The sequence below is a fragment of the Methylophaga sp. UBA2513 genome (genome assembly GCF_002341285.1).
GTDB classification, from domain to species: Bacteria; Pseudomonadota; Gammaproteobacteria; order Nitrosococcales; family Methylophagaceae; genus Methylophaga; species Methylophaga marina.
Window position 1 is genome coordinate 66,694 of the sequence record NZ_DDNT01000006.1, and the last position, 17,513, is coordinate 84,206.

Genomic DNA, 17,513 nt, shown 5'->3' on the forward strand with positions numbered 1-17,513 from the left:
ATGTTGCAAAAAACAGTGACCTTTTTTGGCGGACTGGTGTTATGCACTATCGTGCATGCCAATGGTAAACAGTTGCATGATGCTGCTTGCTTGCAGTGTCATGCATCACTGAGCGGTGGTGATCCATACCAGTTATACAGCCGAGATGAGAAAAATATTAAAAGTTTAGCCGCGCTTGAGAAGCGTGTTTCGTATTGTGCCAAAGCAGCAGATGTTAGCTGGAATGAGCAACAAAAACGCGCGGTGGTTGATTATTTAAATTCGACTTTTTATCACCTTAAATAAAATTCACTTGATTACGGCCGTCTGCTTTTGAGCGATAAAGCGCCTGATCAGCACGTTCAATCAAACTAATCGGTGTATCGTTGTTTTGATAAGTGCTGATGCCTGCAGACACTGTCACTTGTCCAATAGACTCATGGCTGCCTTTTTTCTTCAGGCGGCTTGCCGCAAATTTCTCACGAATCTTTTCCGTGATCATAAAGGTCTCTTCGAGACTGCAATGAACAAATAGCATAGCCAATTCTTCACCGCCAAAACGAGCCGCAATATGAATGTCATTAGAGTGACTTTTTAATAGTGAGGCAAAAAACTGTAGGACTTTATCACCCAGTAAATGTCCAAAACTGTCATTCAGTCGTTTGAACTTATCGATATCGAATAAAACAAGACTAAACGCATGACCTTTGCTACATAGCTTTTGAAGCTCATTATCAAAAGCTCCCCGATTAAGCAGCCCCGTTAGATTATCTGTTCTTGCCATTTCTTTAACAGCTTCCAACTCTTGTCTGAGTTTCATTATCTCTTCTGTTGAGCGCGTCAATTCAGTCTTTAGCTCACCACTGCTATTGGTAATTTGTTGGGTATTGGTCAAGATCTGGCTGACCAGTGTTTTTAGTTCATCAATATCATTACAGCTTTCTAGTTTTACCTGGCTTTGAGTCAGGCCTTCATTACATTCTGAGGCTGCAGCTTCAACTCTACTGATATTTTCCAGCGTATTATCAACAACCAGCTTCAGCCCATTATTCGTATTACTGAGACGTTCAGGCATGCCCATCAGCACATATTTCTCATAAAGATATTGTGTCACTTCCGGGGTAATGGGGTCATTTTTCTTTAAACGGGTATCAATGCTGTTCACCAAATCCTGATTGTCACCTGACACATATTCGTACCAGACGGCATAGTTCACGGGGGTGATCGGCGTCTGGTAACGATTAGCCAGTAATAAGCTCTGACGAAGATTTTCTGAGGCTTGTTGAAACGCGTGTTGATAAACAGGGGGGAACGATAAAGTTTTGCTCACTTGCTATATTCCATGTTGGCAACTCTTTAGAAGAATTCACTAATTTGTTAATTAAATCAAGTATCTCGTGGTCGTTTACTGCACCACCAGACAAGGCACGCCAGTAGAACGGTGATGAAGGGTAAAACAGTTAAGATCGTTTTGCTGGATAACATTAGCTGAGCTGCGATAAACGTCACAATCAGACAAGCTATCATCACGAGATTTTGGATCCAGTTATTACCTGCCAATACAGTGCCGAGTATTCGCTCAGGAGAATGTGACTGTATAAGCGCATTGAGCGGAATAATAAATAGGCCACCAAATAAACCAAAGCAGAAAATTGAGACTGCAAATGCCGAGACGGAACTCAGTGTAGGGATAATAAAAAGAATAATACTCATACCTATCGCACCCAAAGGTATGAGAGAGGTTTTTATCAGGCCATGCTTGCCTGTACCTGCCAATAACGAACCGACGACAATGCCAATGCCTGAGCAAGCCAATAAGCCTTGAATTATCATCGTATTATTTTCAGCCAATACCATTTTTGCAAAGGCAGGAAATACGGCGAGAAATGTTTGCGAAATTCCCCAAAAGAATGACAGCCCCAATACGGAGTACCAAATAACCGGATTGGTATATAAGTTTTTCACATTTGTTTTTAGCAAATAACCTTTGATGTAATCTTTCCAGGGAAACCGTGTGAAATCAGTCGACTTCTTTGTATCAGTCAATCGGCAAGCGAGGCGCCACTCTACAATAGATAGAATCACCAACAACCAACCTGCCGGGGCGATATGACGCAGTAACGAAACCTCATCATGATATGGCTGGTCTATCAACAACCATTCAAACAACACGGTAAAAACAATAATTCCACCCAAGATGGCAACAATCGTCGTCGCTTGAATAAAGCCATTGGCTGCGGATAAATGCTTGTCACCACCAAGTTGCCGTATATAACCATACTTGGCGGGAGAATAGAGCGCACTTTGAATGGCCAGTATTAACGTCATGAAAAAGGCAAATAAAAACCAGCCCTGATAGTAAGCTAGCGTAATCAACAAGGTAATGATGATGGCTGAGAAAGCCGATGCTTTCATGATGAAAGGTTTGGAAAAACGATCAGAAAGATAGCCGGCCGGGCTGAATAAGAAAATAAAGGGTAAGAGAATGAGTCCATTCACAATCGCCGTCAACGCCACCTGCGTTTGATCATCATATATCTTAAAAATCGTGTTCTGAATGATGATTTTATGGCCCAAATCCACCATGGCATTAATAAAAGCGACGGCAATAAAGCTCATAAAGCCCGGTAATTTTACCGTGCTTAATAAGGAAGAATGTTTCAAATGGTTAGTCGTCCTTTAACCTGACGGCAAGGACATCACAATGAGCATGATGTAATACGGCATTAGCTGTTGACCCCAAGAGACGCTTAAAACCATGTCTGCCATGTGAGCCAACAATAATCAGATCAACATTATTCTCATCAGCCACACGGACAATATCATGTCCCGGTGTTCCCAATTCAACCCACTGTTGTGAAGCCGGAATGGATAATTTTTCAGCCAATGTCGCCAGTTGTTTTTTCCCTGACTCTAACAAAGCATCACGCATATCAATATCAACACTGATCATCGGTTCATAAGCAAAATCAGTTAAAGGGAAATCTTCGATAATGTGGCAAATACTCAGCTTTGCCTGATGTTGTTCAGCAAGTTCTTGTGCTTTTGCGCTAATCAGATCTTTTTGTTTTGAAAAGTCAGTTGCAATCAAAATATGCTGATATTTCATGTCTATTCCCTCATGAAAAAGGGGGCTGGTCAGCCCCCTCATCGTATTATTTAATCATTATCCAAAAAACGTTCGGCATCTAATGCCGCCATACATCCAGCTCCCGCCGAAGTAATCGCTTGACGGTAAATAGGATCGGATACATCACCTGCTGCAAACACGCCTGGCACGCTGGTTTGTGTTCCTTTTTTAAGGATGATGTAGTCATGTTCCATTTCTAACTGGCCTTTGAATATACCGGTGTTAGGCTGATGACCAATCGCAATAAAGACACCAAGTACAGGAACCTCCTGTGTTGAGCCATCTTCCGTGCTTTTCACACGAATACCGGTGACACCAGACTCATTACCAATGACTTCGTCCAACGTGTGATTCCACAAGATTTCTACATTACCTTCTTCTGCTTTTTTCAGCAGTTTATTGGACAAAATCTTTTCAGAACGGAACGAGTCACGGCGGTGAATGACGGTGACTTTCGAAGCAATATTGGACAGGTATAAAGCTTCTTCAACAGCGGTATTACCACCACCGACAACAGCGACGTGTTGACCTTTATAAAAGAAACCATCACAGGTTGCACAGGCAGACACACCACGACCTTTAAAGGCCTCTTCCGATTCCATACCTAAATATTTGGCTGAGGCACCTGTCGCAATAATCAAGGCATCTGCCGTATATTCACCTGCATCACCGATCAAACGGAAAGGACGCTGAGTTAAATCGGTGGTGTGGATATGATCAAAGATAATATCTGTACCAAAACGTTCTGCATGGCGCTGCATACGTTGCATCAATTCTGGGCCCTGTACACCTTCATCATCACCTGGCCAATTGTCGACATCGGTAGTGGTGGTTAGCTGTCCACCTTGTTCGATACCGGTAATTAATACAGGCTCTAATGCTGCTCTAGCAGCATAAACCGCGGCAGTATATCCCGCTGGACCTGAGCCTAAAATCAGTAAACGACAGTGTTTGCTGTCTGCCATAAGTGGAGCCTCCAAGAGAGTTATCAGATATGTATAGTTAGAGTAACCATTGCGATGATTTTGGACAAGCATCTAACTTCAAAAGCTGTGTTAAAATCAAGCGTTAATTTATTGGCAGGGTTGGAAATATCACAGTGGCACAGTCGACACGTGTAAATGACAAGCAGAAACAAGAACTCAACTCTGGCGCAGTCGGCTTCCGTCTGCGTGAGGCAGCACTGATTTTGTCAGTCGCATTAGCGGCATACTTACTCTTGTCTTTATGGTCATATCAGCCTACCGATCCTGGTTGGTCAACGACCGGAACCGATGACATCATTGCCAATAGCGGTGGCATAGTCGGCGCTTGGTTAGCTGATGCTTTGCTCTATGGCTTTGGTTTTCCCGCCTATCTATCACCATTAATGATTGGTTTCAGTGGCTGGTTATTGTTTAGCTGGGGAAAACGCGCTGATACAGAAGATGCTCTGCATTTCTGGGTATTAAAAATGGTCGGCTTATTGATGGCTCTGGCTGCAGCCAGTGGTCTGTCTACTCTTAGTCTGAGCGACTATGCCTCGCTATTGCCTCTCGGCGCTGGTGGTGTGTTAGGCGAAGTGGTAGGGCATGGTTTTGAGTCGGTATTTGGCGCCTCTGGCACTAGTTTGCTATTGCTGGCGGTCCTACTCACTGGGGTCACGCTTTTCACCGGACTATCCTGGTTGATGGTGATTGATAAGTTAGGAGCGATGGCCATGATCGTCGCCATTCATGTGGCCCGCTGGGTGCGTGAAATCAAGGAAGAGTTGGAAGCCAAGCGTACTCGTCAAAAACGGGAAGAGACTTTTCATCAGGAAAAAGAAAAGTTACAGCACAAGGCAAAAGTGCGCATTGAGCCAGTCTTAGAGAAAAAAGAGCCAAGCAAGCGCGAAGAAAAAGAAAAACAAGTGCCATTGTTTGAAACACCAGATGCGCCAGGTATGCCAGCCTTAGCTTTATTAGATATGGCTCAGCCGAGTAAGCAGGCCTATAGCGAAGAAGTCTTGCAAGCCATGTCTCGACAAGTCGAGCTGAAACTAAAAGACTTTGGCGTAGATGTTCAGGTTGTAGAAGTTCAGCCGGGTCCTGTAGTCACGCGGTTTGAATTGCAACCGGCTCCTGGGATTAAAGTCAGTCGTATCAGTGGCCTTGCTAAAGACTTAGCAAGAGCGCTATCCATCAGCAGTGTTCGTATCGTTGAAGTCATTCCGGGTAAACCTGTTGTGGGTCTAGAAATCCCTAATGAGAGTCGTGAAATTGTTCGTCTTCGTGAAATTCTGGCCTGTGATGAATACGAGAATAGCAAATCATTGCTAATGATGGCGCTGGGTAAAGATATTGCTGGCCGTCCAGTGGTCGCTAACTTAGAAAAAATGCCTCACTTACTGGTGGCAGGGACGACTGGCTCAGGTAAATCGGTGGCTGTAAATGCGATGATTCTGAGTTTGCTGTACAAGGCAACACCAGAAGATGTGCGTATGATCATGGTCGATCCAAAAATGCTGGAGCTGTCGGTTTATGAAGATATTCCACATTTATTAGCGCCAGTTGTAACGGATATGAAAGAAGCCGCTAATGCTCTGCGTTGGTGTGTTGCTGAGATGGAGCGTCGTTATCCATTAATGGCTGCTTTAGGCGTGCGTAATATCGCTGGTTATAACAAAAAAGTCAGAGAGGCGATTGAACGCGGTGAGCCAATTAAAGATCCAACAATTGAGGTGGAGCCGGGTGAAGTTGGGCCCACTTTAGAGCCACTCCCTTTTATCGTTGTGATTATCGATGAGCTTGCTGACATGATGATGGTGGTCGGTAAACAAGTTGAAGAGCTGATTGCACGTTTGGCGCAAAAAGCACGGGCATCAGGGATTCATCTTATCTTGGCGACACAACGACCTTCTGTTGACGTTATCACCGGGTTAATTAAAGCCAATATTCCGACACGTATGGCTTTCCAAGTGTCTTCGCGAATTGATTCTCGAACCATTCTTGATCAAATGGGGGCTGAGCAGCTGCTAGGGCAGGGCGATATGCTCTATTTACCTCCGGGGAGTGGACTGCCTGAACGTGTCCATGGTGCATTTGTGGATGACCATGAAGTCCATAATGTTGTTGAGCATTTAAAGAAAAATTCACAGCCTAACTATCTTGAAGAAATTACCCAAGATCAGAGCAGTGATGACGGCGATGGTGGTATCGGTGACCCAAGTGATGCAGAGTCAGATCCGCTCTATGATCAGGCTGTGCAAATCGTCGTCGAAAGTCGCCGGGCATCGGTTTCAGGTATCCAGCGCAGACTGAAAATCGGTTATAACCGGGCTGCACGTATCGTAGAGGCTATGGAAGCAGCTGGCGTTGTTTCTGCCATGCAGGGTAATGGTAGCCGTGAAGTTCTGGCACCACCGCCACGCGATTAAATCAGGAACCAGGCTGGCAAACCGGAGTCAGTAGAACATGCAATTTATCTTTCGGAGTCATTGAATGACCATAAAAAAATTAGCACAAGGCTTTTTGCTATTGTTGCTTCCTGTTGTTGCCATGGCAGATATGAGCGGCACAGAAAAGCTCAACCATTTTGTTAAACAGGTGAATACCTTTCAGGCTCACTTTGAACAAACCGTTCTGGATCCTGATGGCAATATAGTTGAACAGGCCCAAGGTCAGTTTCAATTGGCAAGACCTGGCAAGTTTCGTTGGGATTACAATGACCCATACCCTCAGCATATCGTGGCTGATGGTATGAATGTTTGGTTTTATGATGTGGACTTAGAACAAGTTACCGTGAAGGCGCAAAACGAAGCGTTAGAAGATACGCCTGCAACCTTATTATCAGGACAAGCTTTACCCGAAGATAGCTACAATATTCGTAACTTAAAATCGGATGATGGCTTAACCTGGGTGGAGTTAACGCCAAAACAGAGCAGCAGTAACTTTCAATCCGTTATGCTGGCTTTTAATCAAGATGAATTACAGCAAATGATCATGCGTGACAGCTTCGACCAAAGAACACGTTTGATGTTCACTCAGGTGAAAATTAATCCGACATTTAAAAAAGACACGTTTAAATTTAGTGCGCCTGAAGGCATAGATATTGTAGGTGAAGCGCAACAGTGAGTTTGTTTGATCAAGTTGATGACTTAGCTGGGCGTCCGTTAGCGGATCGTATGCGTCCAAAGACGCTTGACCAGTATATCGGGCAGACACATTTGTTGGGAGCGGGTAAGCCGTTGCGTCAGGCGATTGCTTCAGGCCATCCGCATTCAATGATCTTCTGGGGGCCACCCGGTACTGGTAAAACCACTTTGGCTAAACTCATCGCCGGTTATTGTGATGCTGAGTTTATTACTATCTCAGCCGTGTTGGCGGGCGTGAAAGAGGTCCGAGCGGCGGTTGCACGTGCTCAGCAGTTATTGCAGGAGCGTGGTCGTAGAACCATGCTGTTTGTGGATGAAGTGCACCGCTTTAATAAATCTCAGCAAGATGCATTTTTACCTTATGTTGAAGATGGTACGTTTACCTTTATTGGCGCTACTACAGAAAATCCTTCCTTTGAATTAAATAATGCCTTGCTATCCCGAGCCAGGGTCTATGTACTCAAATCCTTAGAGGCTGAAGATTTACGCCAAATCATTGATAGAGCCATGTCAGATGAGGAGTTAGGGTTGGCCGACAGAGGCATTGAGGTGGGCGAGACTTTGCGAGATCAATTAGCACAAACTGCTGATGGTGATGGCCGCAGAGTGTTAAATCTACTTGAAATAGCCGTCGATTTGGCCGATAGCAAAGGTCAGAAAGCCGTCTATGAGCATGATCTTGCTGAAGTGTTATCCGGCACGATTCGACGCTTTGATAAAGGCGGTGAAGCTTTTTACGATCAAATTTCAGCACTTCATAAATCCGTGCGAGGCTCAGCGCCTGATGCTGCACTCTATTGGCTGTGCCGAATGCTGGATGGCGGTTGCGATCCTGTTTACCTGATGCGAAGAGTGGTTAGAATGGCGGCTGAAGATATCGGTAATGCTGATCCCAGAGGCTTACGTATTGCTCTCGATGCTTGGGAAAGCTTTGACAAACTCGGTAGTCCGGAAGGCGAACTGGCGATAGCCCAAGCAGTTGTTTATTTAGCCTGTGCCCCCAAAAGTAATGCGGTGTATACCGCCTTTAAAGCGGCCATGCATGATGCCAAAGCACATGGTTCGGCTGAAGTACCGGTACATCTAAGAAATGCGCCCACCAAATTGATGAAAGAATTAGGGTATGGCAGAGAATACCGTTATGCTCATGATGAACCCGATGCTTATGCTGTGGAGGAAACCTACTTCCCAGAATCAATGCGCGAACGTGAATACTATCAACCCGTGAATCGTGGTCTTGAAATAAAAATAGCTGAAAAACTAGACAGGTTAAGAGCCATGGATAAGCAGGCCCGTCAAAAATAATCTAGCTGTTAACATAAAGATCATAGCGAGTATTTTTACTCTGAATACTGGCACTTGGCTTCTGATTACCAACAAACTCAGCACCTTTGGGACGTTTCACTACGACTCGTCGTAGAGCTACATGTCTAGCCACAGTGAGTAATTCTGCACTATGTGTATCCGGTCCAATTAGTTGGTGTAGTGCCTGCATCTCTTTTTTAACTAACGCCGATTTATCCCGACTGGGATACATAGGATCCATATAAATGACATCCGGCTGTTCCTGCACTGTCGATAAAAAATCAATAGCATTGGCATAATGAATGGTCATTCGTTGTGTAATAACTTTTACTTCGGGATCCATTTCCTGCTGTTGTAAGGCATCTTCGATGAGCAAACTTATCACCTGGCTTTGCTCAAGCATAGTGACCGTGCTGCCTAGGGAGGCTAGGACAAAACCATCTCTGGCAAAGCCTGCGGTAGCATCAATGATGCTTGGGATATGGCCTTGTTTCATGCCAACAGCTTTGGCTAGTGGCTGACCTTTACCACCACCAAATTTACGCCGATGATCATACTTGCCTGACGTGAAATCGATAAAAACAGGATTACCGATATCAGGTATCTGAAGACTCAAACGGTGCTCTTCAATCAATAATTGTACTAGTGACTTATCAAGAGTCTTGATTGGAACGGAGAGTCTTTTTTCGAGGGACTGTGCTCGTGGCAGTGACTGTGAGTTTACTGCCACGAGACTATCTAATGCGTTATTCAACGGTCGTAATAAATTGTCCAAAGGAGCGAGGGCCTTTGCCTGTTTTGATTGAATTGATAACTTTTTCTGTTTTAGTGTCAATGACAGAAACGGTGTTATCACCCCAGTTGACAGCATAAAGCTGTGAACCATCGGCACTAATATCAATGCCTTCAGGTGTGTCTTCAATGTCGATTGTGTTGCTGACGTCAAAAGAGGTCGTGTCAACGACAGAGATGGTGGCCTCATCTTGGTTAATAACGTAGAGTTTTTTATTATCTTTGCTGACAACAGCGCAGTATGGCCAGTCACCGACTTGAATTGTCTCAACAACTTTTGCTGTGTTGGTATCGATGGCTGTGACATTGCTACTTTTGACATTCACACTATAAACGCGTGAGCCATCTGGTGAAATCGCCAGCCCGAATGGTGACTCTCCAACCTCAATTGTATGTGTCACTTGATCATTGCTCAGGTCAATAAATGACACTGTGTTATCGTCACGATTGGAAACGTAAAGACGCTGGTTTTCTTCATCAATAACCAGGCCGGCAGGGGATTTGCCTACTGCAATCGTATCTATCAACTCGCCAGAATCAGGATTAATGATACGAATATTATTTTCATACCAGTCTGCTACATAGACGCGTGTACCACTTTTAGAGGCGGTTACACCGACTGGTCCAGGTCCGACTTTGATTTGACGTGTTTCCGTTAATGACTTTAGGTCAAGCACTGAAATCGTTTGTCCATCGGGATTGGTAACAAAAGCCATATCATGGTGCGGGCTCACACTGATGCCGGCAGGGTGCTCACCTACTGGAATCGTTTTGATAACCGTCTGAGTGCTTAAATCTATGACGCTGACAGTACTGGAGAGCTGATTAGTGATTAGAGCATATTCAGTCTTATCATCAGCACAGGCAGATAAAGTGAAAACGACTGTAAGAAAAAAGGCGACTCTAAGAGCCGCCTTTTGAATATTTTTGAAACACATGATGGAATTATTTTTCCAGCATTGTTTTCAGGTTGTTCAGACCCGATGTGTAAACACCTTTAACAGCGTTAACCGCATCTTCATCACTTTGGCCTTCTGGAACAGGTGGGTTATCCATGAAAGAACGATAAAACTTACCTTTCCATGTGACTTCTGAACCACCATCTTTTGCTTTAACTGATAACCAAGATTTGTAGTTGTTTACTGGTAGTGTGTAGTAAGGAGTATCTTTACTATTGTATGTAATTGTTTTGATAACGCTCATATCTTCGATCTTGTAGATCATCATCATTTTTTCGTTATCAAGTTTTTGCAACTCTTCAGTGATGGTTGGGTGACCTTCACCTTTTAAAGTCAGCTTACGTTGCTTATCACTTAACATTTCAACGCTCGCAACAGCTGGATGCCACTTGTCAATGGCTGTGAAATCACCCAGAACAGCCCAAACTTTTTCAGGAGAGGCATTAATAAGTACTGTTTCTTTAACTGACTGTCGTGTTGGACCATGAGCGCTGGCTACCATTGGTAACAGTGCAACTGCTATGGCAAAAAACTGCAATAATTTTTTCATTATTTCTATCTCCGTTTTTTAATAAATCCGACAGTGACGTTAACAAAGCCATCCTGAACACAGTCTGAACAAATGTCATCGAACACATATCACCATAAGTTGGACTGCACACTCTAGCGGAAGTATCTAATATTTTCCACATGGATATTTGACTTAGTCATACATATTAATGAAAATTAACCCCCTTTATGTCTAACTCAACAAGCGGAGAAGCCTGTGCCACTGATAAAAATCAGGGACTTGCACTTTTATCGTGGTGATCGAGCCATCTTTGATGGCGTGAATATCGATATCGAACGCGGTAAAGTGACTGCGATTATGGGCCCGAGTGGTACCGGCAAGACAACGTTACTTAAGCTGATTGGTGGTCAACTTCGACCAGATAAAGGCACGATAGAAGTCGATGGTCAGAATGTTCACAAGCTGTCACATTCCGAACTCTACGAACTCCGGAAACGAATGGGAATGCTGTTTCAAAGCGGTGCGCTACTAACAGATATCAATGTATTTGATAATGTCGCTTTCCCACTCCGTGAGCACACCAACCTGCCAGAGTCCATGATTCGCGATCTTGTTCTGATGAAGTTGCAAGCTGTAGGGCTTCGTAATGCGCGTCACCTTTCGCCTAATGAATTATCAGGCGGTATGGCAAGACGCGTTGCCCTTGCTCGTGCAATCGCTCTCGAGCCGATGATGATAATGTATGACGAACCTTTTACCGGTCAGGACCCTATCTCAATGGGGACGCTGGTGAATTTGATTCATCGTATGAATGACGCCATGAAGTTGACGAGTATTGTCGTCTCTCACGATGTAGCCGAAACGGCTGAAATTGCTGATTACATCTATCTTATGTCGGCAGGCAAAATTATCGAACATGGTTCACCGGCACAACTGGAACGCTCAGGTTCAGAATGGGTTAAGCAGTTTATGCAGGGGTTACCAGATGGGCCCGTACCCTTCCATTACGGCGGCCCGGACTTTGCTGAGGACTTACTCAACCCTGAGGACAATGCATGATAAATTATATTCGAGGCCTTGGTCGTTGGGGACTGGGTCTGTTCGAGCGGCTGGGACGTGCCCACATTTTATTGGCTTCAATGATCGCTGGCATTCCTGGTTTGTTCTTGCGGTTTTCGCTTGTTATCCAGCAACTGTTTTCGATTGGCGTACTCTCTGTCATGCTCATCGTCATTTCTGGCTTGTTTGTTGGTATGGTTTTGGGGCTGCAAGGGTATAATACGCTTGTTGATTTCGGTGCCGAAGAGTCACTGGGTGTCATGGTTTCTCTGTCTCTAGTGCGTGAACTCGGTCCTGTGGTGACAGCATTACTTTTTGCCGGACGTGCAGGCTCAGCCTTGACTGCAGAAATAGGCTTAATGAAAAGTACAGAACAGTTATCAGGCATGGAAATGATGGCTGTTGATCCTGTGAAACGAATTATTGCTCCCCGTTTTTTTGCCGGGGTCATTTCAATGCCTTTACTGGCTGCCATCTTCAGTGCCGTCGGTGTACTAGGTGGTTTTCTGGTTGGGCATGGTCTGTTAGGCGTTGATGACGGCGCTTTTTGGTCACAGATGCAGGCAAAAACAGATTTATACGAAGATATTTTTAATGGCGTTATCAAAAGTATTGTTTTTGGTTTCGTTGTGACATGGATTGCCTTATTTGAAGGGTATGATGCTATGCCCACATCAGAAGGTGTGGGGAGAGCGACAACTCGTACAGTAGTACATTCAGCCTTTGCCATTTTGGGGCTGGACTTTGTACTGACTGCGTTGATGTTTGGAGATTAGAGAGAATGATGCAGAGTAAAAGTACTGAAATTACTGTTGGAATGTTTGTCGCGGCGGGTATTGCAGCATTGTTTATGTTGGCAATGAAAGTCAGCAATTTGGGAGATTTAACAGAAGAAAGTGGGTATGAACTCATCGCTGAGTTTGAAAATATTGGTGGTTTGAAAGTGCGTTCCCCTGTCACTATGGCGGGAGTCAGAGTGGGGCGTGTGGCCAACATTACGCTTGACCCTCAAACGTTTGATGCCAAAGTGACGCTCAATATGTATCCACAGTTTGATAATATTCCACTCGATACCTCTGCCAGTATCTATACGTCTGGTTTATTAGGTGAGCAGTATATTGGTCTCGTTGCCGGTGCTGAAGATGAATCTTTAAAAAATGGTGATGTCATAACCCTGACTCAACCGGCACTTGTGTTAGAACAGGTTATCGGCCAATTTTTGTACAGTAAAGCTGAAGGCGAATAAATGAACATTTACAAAATAATGAGCAAATCACTGTTATCTCTGATCACATGTTTTTTCCTGGCGACAAGTATGGTCGCTTCAGCTGAGAATATGTCTGAACCTCAAACGCTAGTAAAAAATGCATCCGATAAAATGCTCAAAGCGTTAGAAGATAACCAAGCTGAGCTTGAGAAAAGTCCTGAGAAAATCTATTCATTGGTTGAAGATATTCTCATGCCATATTTTGACTTTGAAAAGATGTCTAAATTAGCTCTAGGAAAAAACTGGCGTCAACTGGATAAAGAACAACGCGTTCAATTTGTTGAAGAGTTTCGCCTGCTATTGATTAGAACTTACTCGACAGCCATGCTTGAATATACAAACGAAGAGATTCGTTTATTACCTTTCCGTGATGATGTATCCAGAAAACGTGTTACTGTTCCTATGGAAGTCATTCAGCCTGCCGGTCCATCCATTCCAATGGCGCTATCACTTTTTCAAAATGATAGCAGTGAGTGGAAAGTTTACGATGTGAAGATTGATGGCATCAGTTTAGTGACCAATTATCGTTCAAGCTTTGCTACAGAGATTCGTAACAAAGGCGTTGACAGCCTTATCAGCGATTTAGCTGAACGTAATGCAAAATTGAAATCATGAGTAAACCGTTCGCTATCAAATATGATGATGCCAGCAAGGCTTTCTTGGTCTCTGGTCCAGTCACACTGGACTCAGCAAAAGATGCCTTAATAAAAACAAAAGGTGTTTTTGATTCGGTGTCAGACATCGAAGTCGACTTGCAAGGAGTCACCGAGTCAGACAGTGCAGGATTGGCACTTCTTCTTGATTGGATGAGAGCCGCGAAAAATGCCAACAAGCCCATCACATTCAAGCACCTGCCTGAACAGATGGACGCGATTGCCAAGGCCTCAGGCCTAGATGAATTGTTGCCCCTAAAATAAAGTTGAAAGTTATAACTTATGAAAGCATCTGATATTAAAGAAATGATTGAAGCGGGTTTACCTGATGCTGATGTACAGGTATTTGGTGACGATGGACAGCATTTTGATGCGCGCGTTGTATGCCCGTCATTTGCTGGAAAGACCTTAGTACAACAGCACAAAATGGTGAAAGAAACGCTGGGTGATAAATTTACCAGTGGTGAAATTCACGCCTTATCACTAAAAACTTCTGCAGCCTAGCAGTAGACAACACAAAGACTGTTATGGACAAATTGATTATTAGTGGCGGTGTAGCGCTTGATGGTGAAATACGAATATCAGGTGCAAAAAATGCTGCGCTTCCGATTTTAATGGGCGCGTTACTGGCCGATTCTCCGGTACGTATCGGGAATGTGCCACATCTGCATGATATCACCACCACTCTAGAGTTATTAGGTCGCATGGGTGTCACACTTACTGTCGATGAACGCTCAGGTGTCGTGATTGATCCCACGACACTAACCGATACCGAAGCCGCTTATGATCTTGTGAAAACTATGCGTGCTTCGATCCTTGTTTTAGGTCCTTTATTAGCAAAATACGGTAAAGCGGATGTGTCACTCCCTGGCGGTTGTGCGATTGGTTCACGTCCGGTTGATTTACATTTGCGTGGCTTACAGCAAATGGGTGCAGATATACGCGTAGAAAATGGTTATATCCGTGCTACCAGTGGTAAGGGTTTAAAGGGGGCTCATATTTTCATGGATCAGGTGACCGTTACCGGTACAGAGAACCTGATGATGGCGGCTACATTGGCGCAAGGTACAACCACGATTGAGAATGCTGCCAGAGAGCCTGAAGTTGTTGATCTAGCAAATTATCTCAACCAGATGGGAGCGAAAATATCTGGTATTGGCACCGCTACGCTGGTGATTGAAGGTGTTAAATCGCTTTCAGGTACCAAATACCAGATATTGCCTGACCGTATCGAAACCGGCACTTATCTCGTGGCTGCGGCCATCACGCGGGGTCGTGTCAAATTAAAAGATACAGATGCCAACCAACTGGAATCTGTTCTGCTGAAGCTTGAAGAAGCGGGCGCTTCTGTCAGTGTCGGTGATGACTGGATTTCTCTGGATATGCATGGCAATAGACCTAAAGCAGTCAATATCAGAACTGCTCCATATCCCGCTTTCCCAACTGATATGCAGGCACAATTTACTGCGCTAAACAGTATTGCTGAAGGGCAGGCTACTATCGTTGAAACCGTTTTTGAAAATCGCTTTATGCATGTTCAGGAAATGCAGCGGATGGGTGCCAACCTTCAGATCGAGGGTAATACGGTGGTATGTAAAGGTCGTGATTATCTAACGGCTGCTCCCGTCATGGCGACGGATTTACGTGCTTCAGCCTGTTTAGTCTTGGCAGCTTTAGTTGCTGAAGGCGAAACAGTCGTTGAACGTATTTATCATATTGATCGTGGTTATGAATGTATTGAAGAAAAACTGCAACAATTAGGTGCGAAAATTCGTCGAATTCCGAGCTCAGCGAGATCTGCAGATGTCTGATACCTTAACGCTAGCTTTGTCAAAGGGACGTATTTTCAAAGAAACCTTACCTTTGCTCGCCGCTGCCGGAATCGTTCCCGTAGATGATCCGGAAACCAGTCGTAAACTTATCCTGGATACTAATCTGCCAGATGTAAAATTGATTATTGTCAGAGCATCAGATGTCCCAACCTATGTGGAATATGGTGGTGCTGATATTGGTGTCGCGGGTAAAGATGTATTGATGGAGCACCCTCATGCAGAGTTATATGAACCTGTTGATCTAAATATAGCTCGTTGCAAATTGATGACAGCTGGTAAGCCTGATGATGAAATGCGTTCTGGCAGGTTACGAGTTGCTACAAAATTTGTTGAGAGTACCCGTCGTTTTTATGCTGAAAAGGGTGAACAGGTCGAAATCATCAAGCTTTATGGCTCTATGGAGCTGGCGCCATTGGTTGGGCTGGCAGATCGTATCGTGGATGTCGTCGATACAGGTAATACCTTACGTGCGAATGGGCTGATTCCAATGGAACATATTGCGGATATAAGCTCAAGATTAGTGGTCAATAAAGCATCAATGAAAATGAAACATAAACGAATGCAATCTTTTATTGAACACATTAGAGACGCAGTTAGAGAACAAAATAATGATTGAAATAAAACAGCTCAGTGCCTCACAAGCTGATTTTTGGACCGCTTTGGAAGATATCCTCGCCTGGGAAGGTGTGTCAGATGACAAAGTGACGGACATTGTCAAAGAAATTCTTGCAGAGGTGAAGTCCCGTGGTGATGAGGCTGTGCTTGAGTATAGTCGCCGGTTTGATCGCGTCACTGCTGAAACGATGTCTGATCTTGAGATTAGTTTGGATCGTGCTAAAGCCGCATTAGAAAATATTCCGTCAGAACAAAGACAAGCCCTTGAAGCCGCTGCTCAGCGCGTACGTCAGTATCACGATCATCAAAAACAGAGCTCATGGAGCTATACCGAAGAAGATGGCACCTTACTTGGTCAACAAGTGACGCCTTTAGATCGGGCAGGACTCTATGTGCCTGGTGGTAAAGCGGCTTATCCATCATCCGTATTGATGAATGCGATTCCAGCAAAAGTGGCTGGTGTCCAAGAGTTGATTATGGTGGTCCCGACGCCTAATGGCGAAGTGAATGAGTTAGTACTCGCCGCGGCGGCAGTTGCTGGCGTTGACCGTATTTTTGCTGTTGGGGGTGCTCAGGCTGTAGCTGCACTGGCCTATGGTACAGAAACGATTCCACAAGTCGATAAGATAGTCGGCCCAGGCAATATCTTTGTCGCGACAGCAAAAGGCATGGTTTTCGGTACTGTGGGTATTGATATGATTGCTGGACCTTCTGAGATTTTAGTTATTTGTGATGGTAAAACCGATCCAGATTGGATTGCGATGGACCTGTTTTCGCAAGCCGAGCATGATGAAGACGCACAATCGATACTTATCTCACCTGATGCAGATTTCCTGGAAAAAGTGAACGCCTCCATTGCTAAGCTTTTGCCGACAATGGAACGCAAAGATATCATCACGATATCATTGCAGAACCGTGCTGCGATGATTCATGTTGAAGATATGGATACCGCTATAGAAGTCGCCAACTTTATTGCTGCTGAGCATTTAGAATTGTCTGTTGATGAGCCGATGGAGATGGCTAAAAAAATCCGCCATGCAGGTGCTATCTTCTTGGGCCGTTATACGCCTGAAGCACTAGGTGACTATTGTGCCGGACCGAACCATGTTCTTCCTACATCAAGAACAGCAAGATTTAGTTCACCATTGGGTGTTTATGACTTTCAGAAACGTTCTAGTCTGATTCAGGTATCGGAGCAGGGTGCACAGAGCTTAGGTAAGGTAGCATCGGTATTAGCTCGCGGTGAAAGTCTCACAGCACATGCTAGATCAGCAGAATATCGTCTTAAGGATTAATC

General features: G+C 44.5%; 20 protein-coding genes. 13 read left to right on the forward strand and 7 right to left on the reverse strand.

What is annotated here, in order from left to right; genetic code table 11:
* Complete coding sequence (locus B3V56_RS02080; RefSeq protein WP_289283925.1) at positions 1–285, forward strand: hypothetical protein; 285 nt, start codon at positions 1–3, stop codon at positions 283–285.
* Here the strand turns inward: B3V56_RS02080 and B3V56_RS02085 are convergent.
* From B3V56_RS02085 to trxB, 4 genes are read right to left on the reverse strand one after another with little or no spacing between them, the layout of a single operon-like run.
* Positions 278–1,309 (reverse strand): GGDEF domain-containing protein, encoded by a 1,032-nt coding sequence (locus B3V56_RS02085; protein WP_289282398.1) that lies wholly within the window; start codon positions 1,307–1,309, stop codon positions 278–280. The genes B3V56_RS02080 and B3V56_RS02085 overlap by 8 nt on opposite strands.
* A 56-nt stretch (positions 1,310–1,365) precedes the next feature.
* Positions 1,366–2,643 carry an MFS transporter gene (locus tag B3V56_RS02090; RefSeq protein WP_286303614.1) on the reverse strand — a complete coding sequence of 426 codons (1,278 nt, stop codon included), beginning with the start codon at positions 2,641–2,643 and terminating at the stop codon, positions 1,366–1,368.
* Positions 2,644–2,647: 4 nt separating this feature from the next.
* Positions 2,648–3,088, reverse strand: coding sequence for a universal stress protein (locus B3V56_RS02095; RefSeq protein WP_289283926.1), 441 nt, complete (start codon positions 3,086–3,088; stop codon positions 2,648–2,650).
* A gap of 50 nt (positions 3,089–3,138) precedes the next feature.
* Positions 3,139–4,074: a thioredoxin-disulfide reductase gene (gene trxB / locus B3V56_RS02100; protein ID WP_286303617.1), complete on the reverse strand. Its 936-nt coding sequence runs from the start codon at positions 4,072–4,074 to the stop codon at positions 3,139–3,141.
* A 134-nt stretch (positions 4,075–4,208) separates the two neighbouring features.
* On the opposite strand from trxB, the gene B3V56_RS02105 reads away from it, so the two are divergent.
* The 3 genes from B3V56_RS02105 (at position 4,209) to B3V56_RS02115 (ending at position 8,528) form a co-directional block, all read left to right on the forward strand.
* Positions 4,209–6,506 carry a DNA translocase FtsK gene (locus B3V56_RS02105; protein WP_286303618.1) on the forward strand — a complete coding sequence of 766 codons (2,298 nt, stop codon included), beginning with the start codon at positions 4,209–4,211 and terminating at the stop codon, positions 6,504–6,506.
* Between the two features lie 64 nt (positions 6,507–6,570).
* A complete protein-coding gene (gene lolA, locus B3V56_RS02110) occupies positions 6,571–7,203 on the forward strand; it encodes an outer membrane lipoprotein chaperone LolA (RefSeq protein ID WP_289282401.1) in 633 nt (210 codons plus the stop codon).
* Positions 7,200–8,528 carry a replication-associated recombination protein A gene (locus B3V56_RS02115; protein WP_289282402.1) on the forward strand — a complete coding sequence of 443 codons (1,329 nt, stop codon included), beginning with the start codon at positions 7,200–7,202 and terminating at the stop codon, positions 8,526–8,528. The genes lolA and B3V56_RS02115 overlap by 4 nt, the downstream gene beginning before the upstream one ends.
* A gap of 1 nt (position 8,529) precedes the next feature.
* Here B3V56_RS02115 and B3V56_RS02120 read toward each other — a convergent pair whose 3' ends face one another.
* From B3V56_RS02120 to B3V56_RS02130, 3 genes are all read right to left on the reverse strand, one after another.
* Positions 8,530–9,144 carry a class I SAM-dependent methyltransferase gene (locus tag B3V56_RS02120; protein WP_414673373.1) on the reverse strand — a complete coding sequence of 205 codons (615 nt, stop codon included), beginning with the start codon at positions 9,142–9,144 and terminating at the stop codon, positions 8,530–8,532.
* A 130-nt stretch (positions 9,145–9,274) separates the two neighbouring features.
* On the reverse strand, positions 9,275–10,258 hold the full coding sequence (locus B3V56_RS02125) for a glutaminyl-peptide cyclotransferase (protein ID WP_289244512.1): 984 nt from the start codon (positions 10,256–10,258) through the stop codon (positions 9,275–9,277).
* Positions 10,259–10,265: 7 nt separating this feature from the next.
* Positions 10,266–10,829: an SRPBCC family protein gene (locus B3V56_RS02130; RefSeq protein WP_289244511.1), complete on the reverse strand. Its 564-nt coding sequence runs from the start codon at positions 10,827–10,829 to the stop codon at positions 10,266–10,268.
* 216 nt (positions 10,830–11,045) lie between these two features.
* Here B3V56_RS02130 and B3V56_RS02135 point away from each other — a divergent pair, with 216 nt between their 5' ends.
* Genes B3V56_RS02135 through hisD form a run of 9 tightly spaced genes read left to right on the forward strand, consistent with a single transcriptional unit; the run spans position 11,046 to position 17,511 of the window.
* Entirely contained in the window at positions 11,046–11,849 is an 804-nt protein-coding gene (locus B3V56_RS02135; RefSeq protein WP_289244510.1) for an ABC transporter ATP-binding protein, read from the forward strand.
* Complete coding sequence (gene mlaE, locus B3V56_RS02140; RefSeq protein WP_286303624.1) at positions 11,846–12,625, forward strand: lipid asymmetry maintenance ABC transporter permease subunit MlaE; 780 nt, start codon at positions 11,846–11,848, stop codon at positions 12,623–12,625. The genes B3V56_RS02135 and mlaE overlap by 4 nt, the downstream gene beginning before the upstream one ends.
* 8 nt (positions 12,626–12,633) lie before the next feature.
* Entirely contained in the window at positions 12,634–13,095 is a 462-nt protein-coding gene (gene mlaD, locus B3V56_RS02145) for an outer membrane lipid asymmetry maintenance protein MlaD (RefSeq protein WP_349676202.1), read from the forward strand.
* Positions 13,096–13,731 carry an MlaC/ttg2D family ABC transporter substrate-binding protein gene (locus B3V56_RS02150; RefSeq protein WP_289282406.1) on the forward strand — a complete coding sequence of 212 codons (636 nt, stop codon included), beginning with the start codon at positions 13,096–13,098 and terminating at the stop codon, positions 13,729–13,731. It abuts the gene before it with no gap.
* Positions 13,728–14,033 carry an STAS domain-containing protein gene (locus tag B3V56_RS02155; RefSeq protein WP_289282407.1) on the forward strand — a complete coding sequence of 102 codons (306 nt, stop codon included), beginning with the start codon at positions 13,728–13,730 and terminating at the stop codon, positions 14,031–14,033. The genes B3V56_RS02150 and B3V56_RS02155 overlap by 4 nt, the downstream gene beginning before the upstream one ends.
* An 18-nt stretch (positions 14,034–14,051) precedes the next feature.
* A complete protein-coding gene (locus B3V56_RS02160; RefSeq protein WP_286303628.1) occupies positions 14,052–14,273 on the forward strand; it encodes a BolA family protein in 222 nt (73 codons plus the stop codon).
* A 23-nt stretch (positions 14,274–14,296) separates the two neighbouring features.
* Positions 14,297–15,580 carry a UDP-N-acetylglucosamine 1-carboxyvinyltransferase gene (gene murA / locus B3V56_RS02165; RefSeq protein ID WP_286303629.1) on the forward strand — a complete coding sequence of 428 codons (1,284 nt, stop codon included), beginning with the start codon at positions 14,297–14,299 and terminating at the stop codon, positions 15,578–15,580.
* Positions 15,573–16,217 carry an ATP phosphoribosyltransferase gene (gene hisG / locus B3V56_RS02170; protein WP_289244505.1) on the forward strand — a complete coding sequence of 215 codons (645 nt, stop codon included), beginning with the start codon at positions 15,573–15,575 and terminating at the stop codon, positions 16,215–16,217. Before murA ends, hisG begins: the two co-directional genes overlap by 8 nt.
* On the forward strand, positions 16,210–17,511 hold the full coding sequence (hisD, locus tag B3V56_RS02175; RefSeq protein WP_289283927.1) for a histidinol dehydrogenase: 1,302 nt from the start codon (positions 16,210–16,212) through the stop codon (positions 17,509–17,511). The genes hisG and hisD overlap by 8 nt, the downstream gene beginning before the upstream one ends.
* Positions 17,512–17,513: the final 2 nt, after the last annotated feature.

Coding starts and splice junctions, on each gene's coding strand:
- B3V56_RS02080 (WP_289283925.1), top strand. CDS start 1: ATGTTGCAAAAAACAGTGACCTTTTTTGGCGGACTGGTGTTATGCACT.
- B3V56_RS02095 (WP_289283926.1), bottom strand. CDS start 3,088: ATGAAATATCAGCATATTTTGATTGCAACTGACTTTTCAAAACAAAAA.
- trxB (WP_286303617.1), bottom strand. CDS start 4,074: ATGGCAGACAGCAAACACTGTCGTTTACTGATTTTAGGCTCAGGTCCA.
- lolA (WP_289282401.1), top strand. CDS start 6,571: ATGACCATAAAAAAATTAGCACAAGGCTTTTTGCTATTGTTGCTTCCT.
- B3V56_RS02125 (WP_289244512.1), bottom strand. CDS start 10,258: ATGTGTTTCAAAAATATTCAAAAGGCGGCTCTTAGAGTCGCCTTTTTT.
- B3V56_RS02130 (WP_289244511.1), bottom strand. CDS start 10,829: ATGAAAAAATTATTGCAGTTTTTTGCCATAGCAGTTGCACTGTTACCA.
- mlaE (WP_286303624.1), top strand. CDS start 11,846: ATGATAAATTATATTCGAGGCCTTGGTCGTTGGGGACTGGGTCTGTTC.
- mlaD (WP_349676202.1), top strand. CDS start 12,634: ATGCAGAGTAAAAGTACTGAAATTACTGTTGGAATGTTTGTCGCGGCG.
- B3V56_RS02150 (WP_289282406.1), top strand. CDS start 13,096: ATGAACATTTACAAAATAATGAGCAAATCACTGTTATCTCTGATCACA.
- B3V56_RS02155 (WP_289282407.1), top strand. CDS start 13,728: ATGAGTAAACCGTTCGCTATCAAATATGATGATGCCAGCAAGGCTTTC.
- B3V56_RS02160 (WP_286303628.1), top strand. CDS start 14,052: ATGAAAGCATCTGATATTAAAGAAATGATTGAAGCGGGTTTACCTGAT.
- murA (WP_286303629.1), top strand. CDS start 14,297: ATGGACAAATTGATTATTAGTGGCGGTGTAGCGCTTGATGGTGAAATA.
- hisG (WP_289244505.1), top strand. CDS start 15,573: ATGTCTGATACCTTAACGCTAGCTTTGTCAAAGGGACGTATTTTCAAA.
- hisD (WP_289283927.1), top strand. CDS start 16,210: ATGATTGAAATAAAACAGCTCAGTGCCTCACAAGCTGATTTTTGGACC.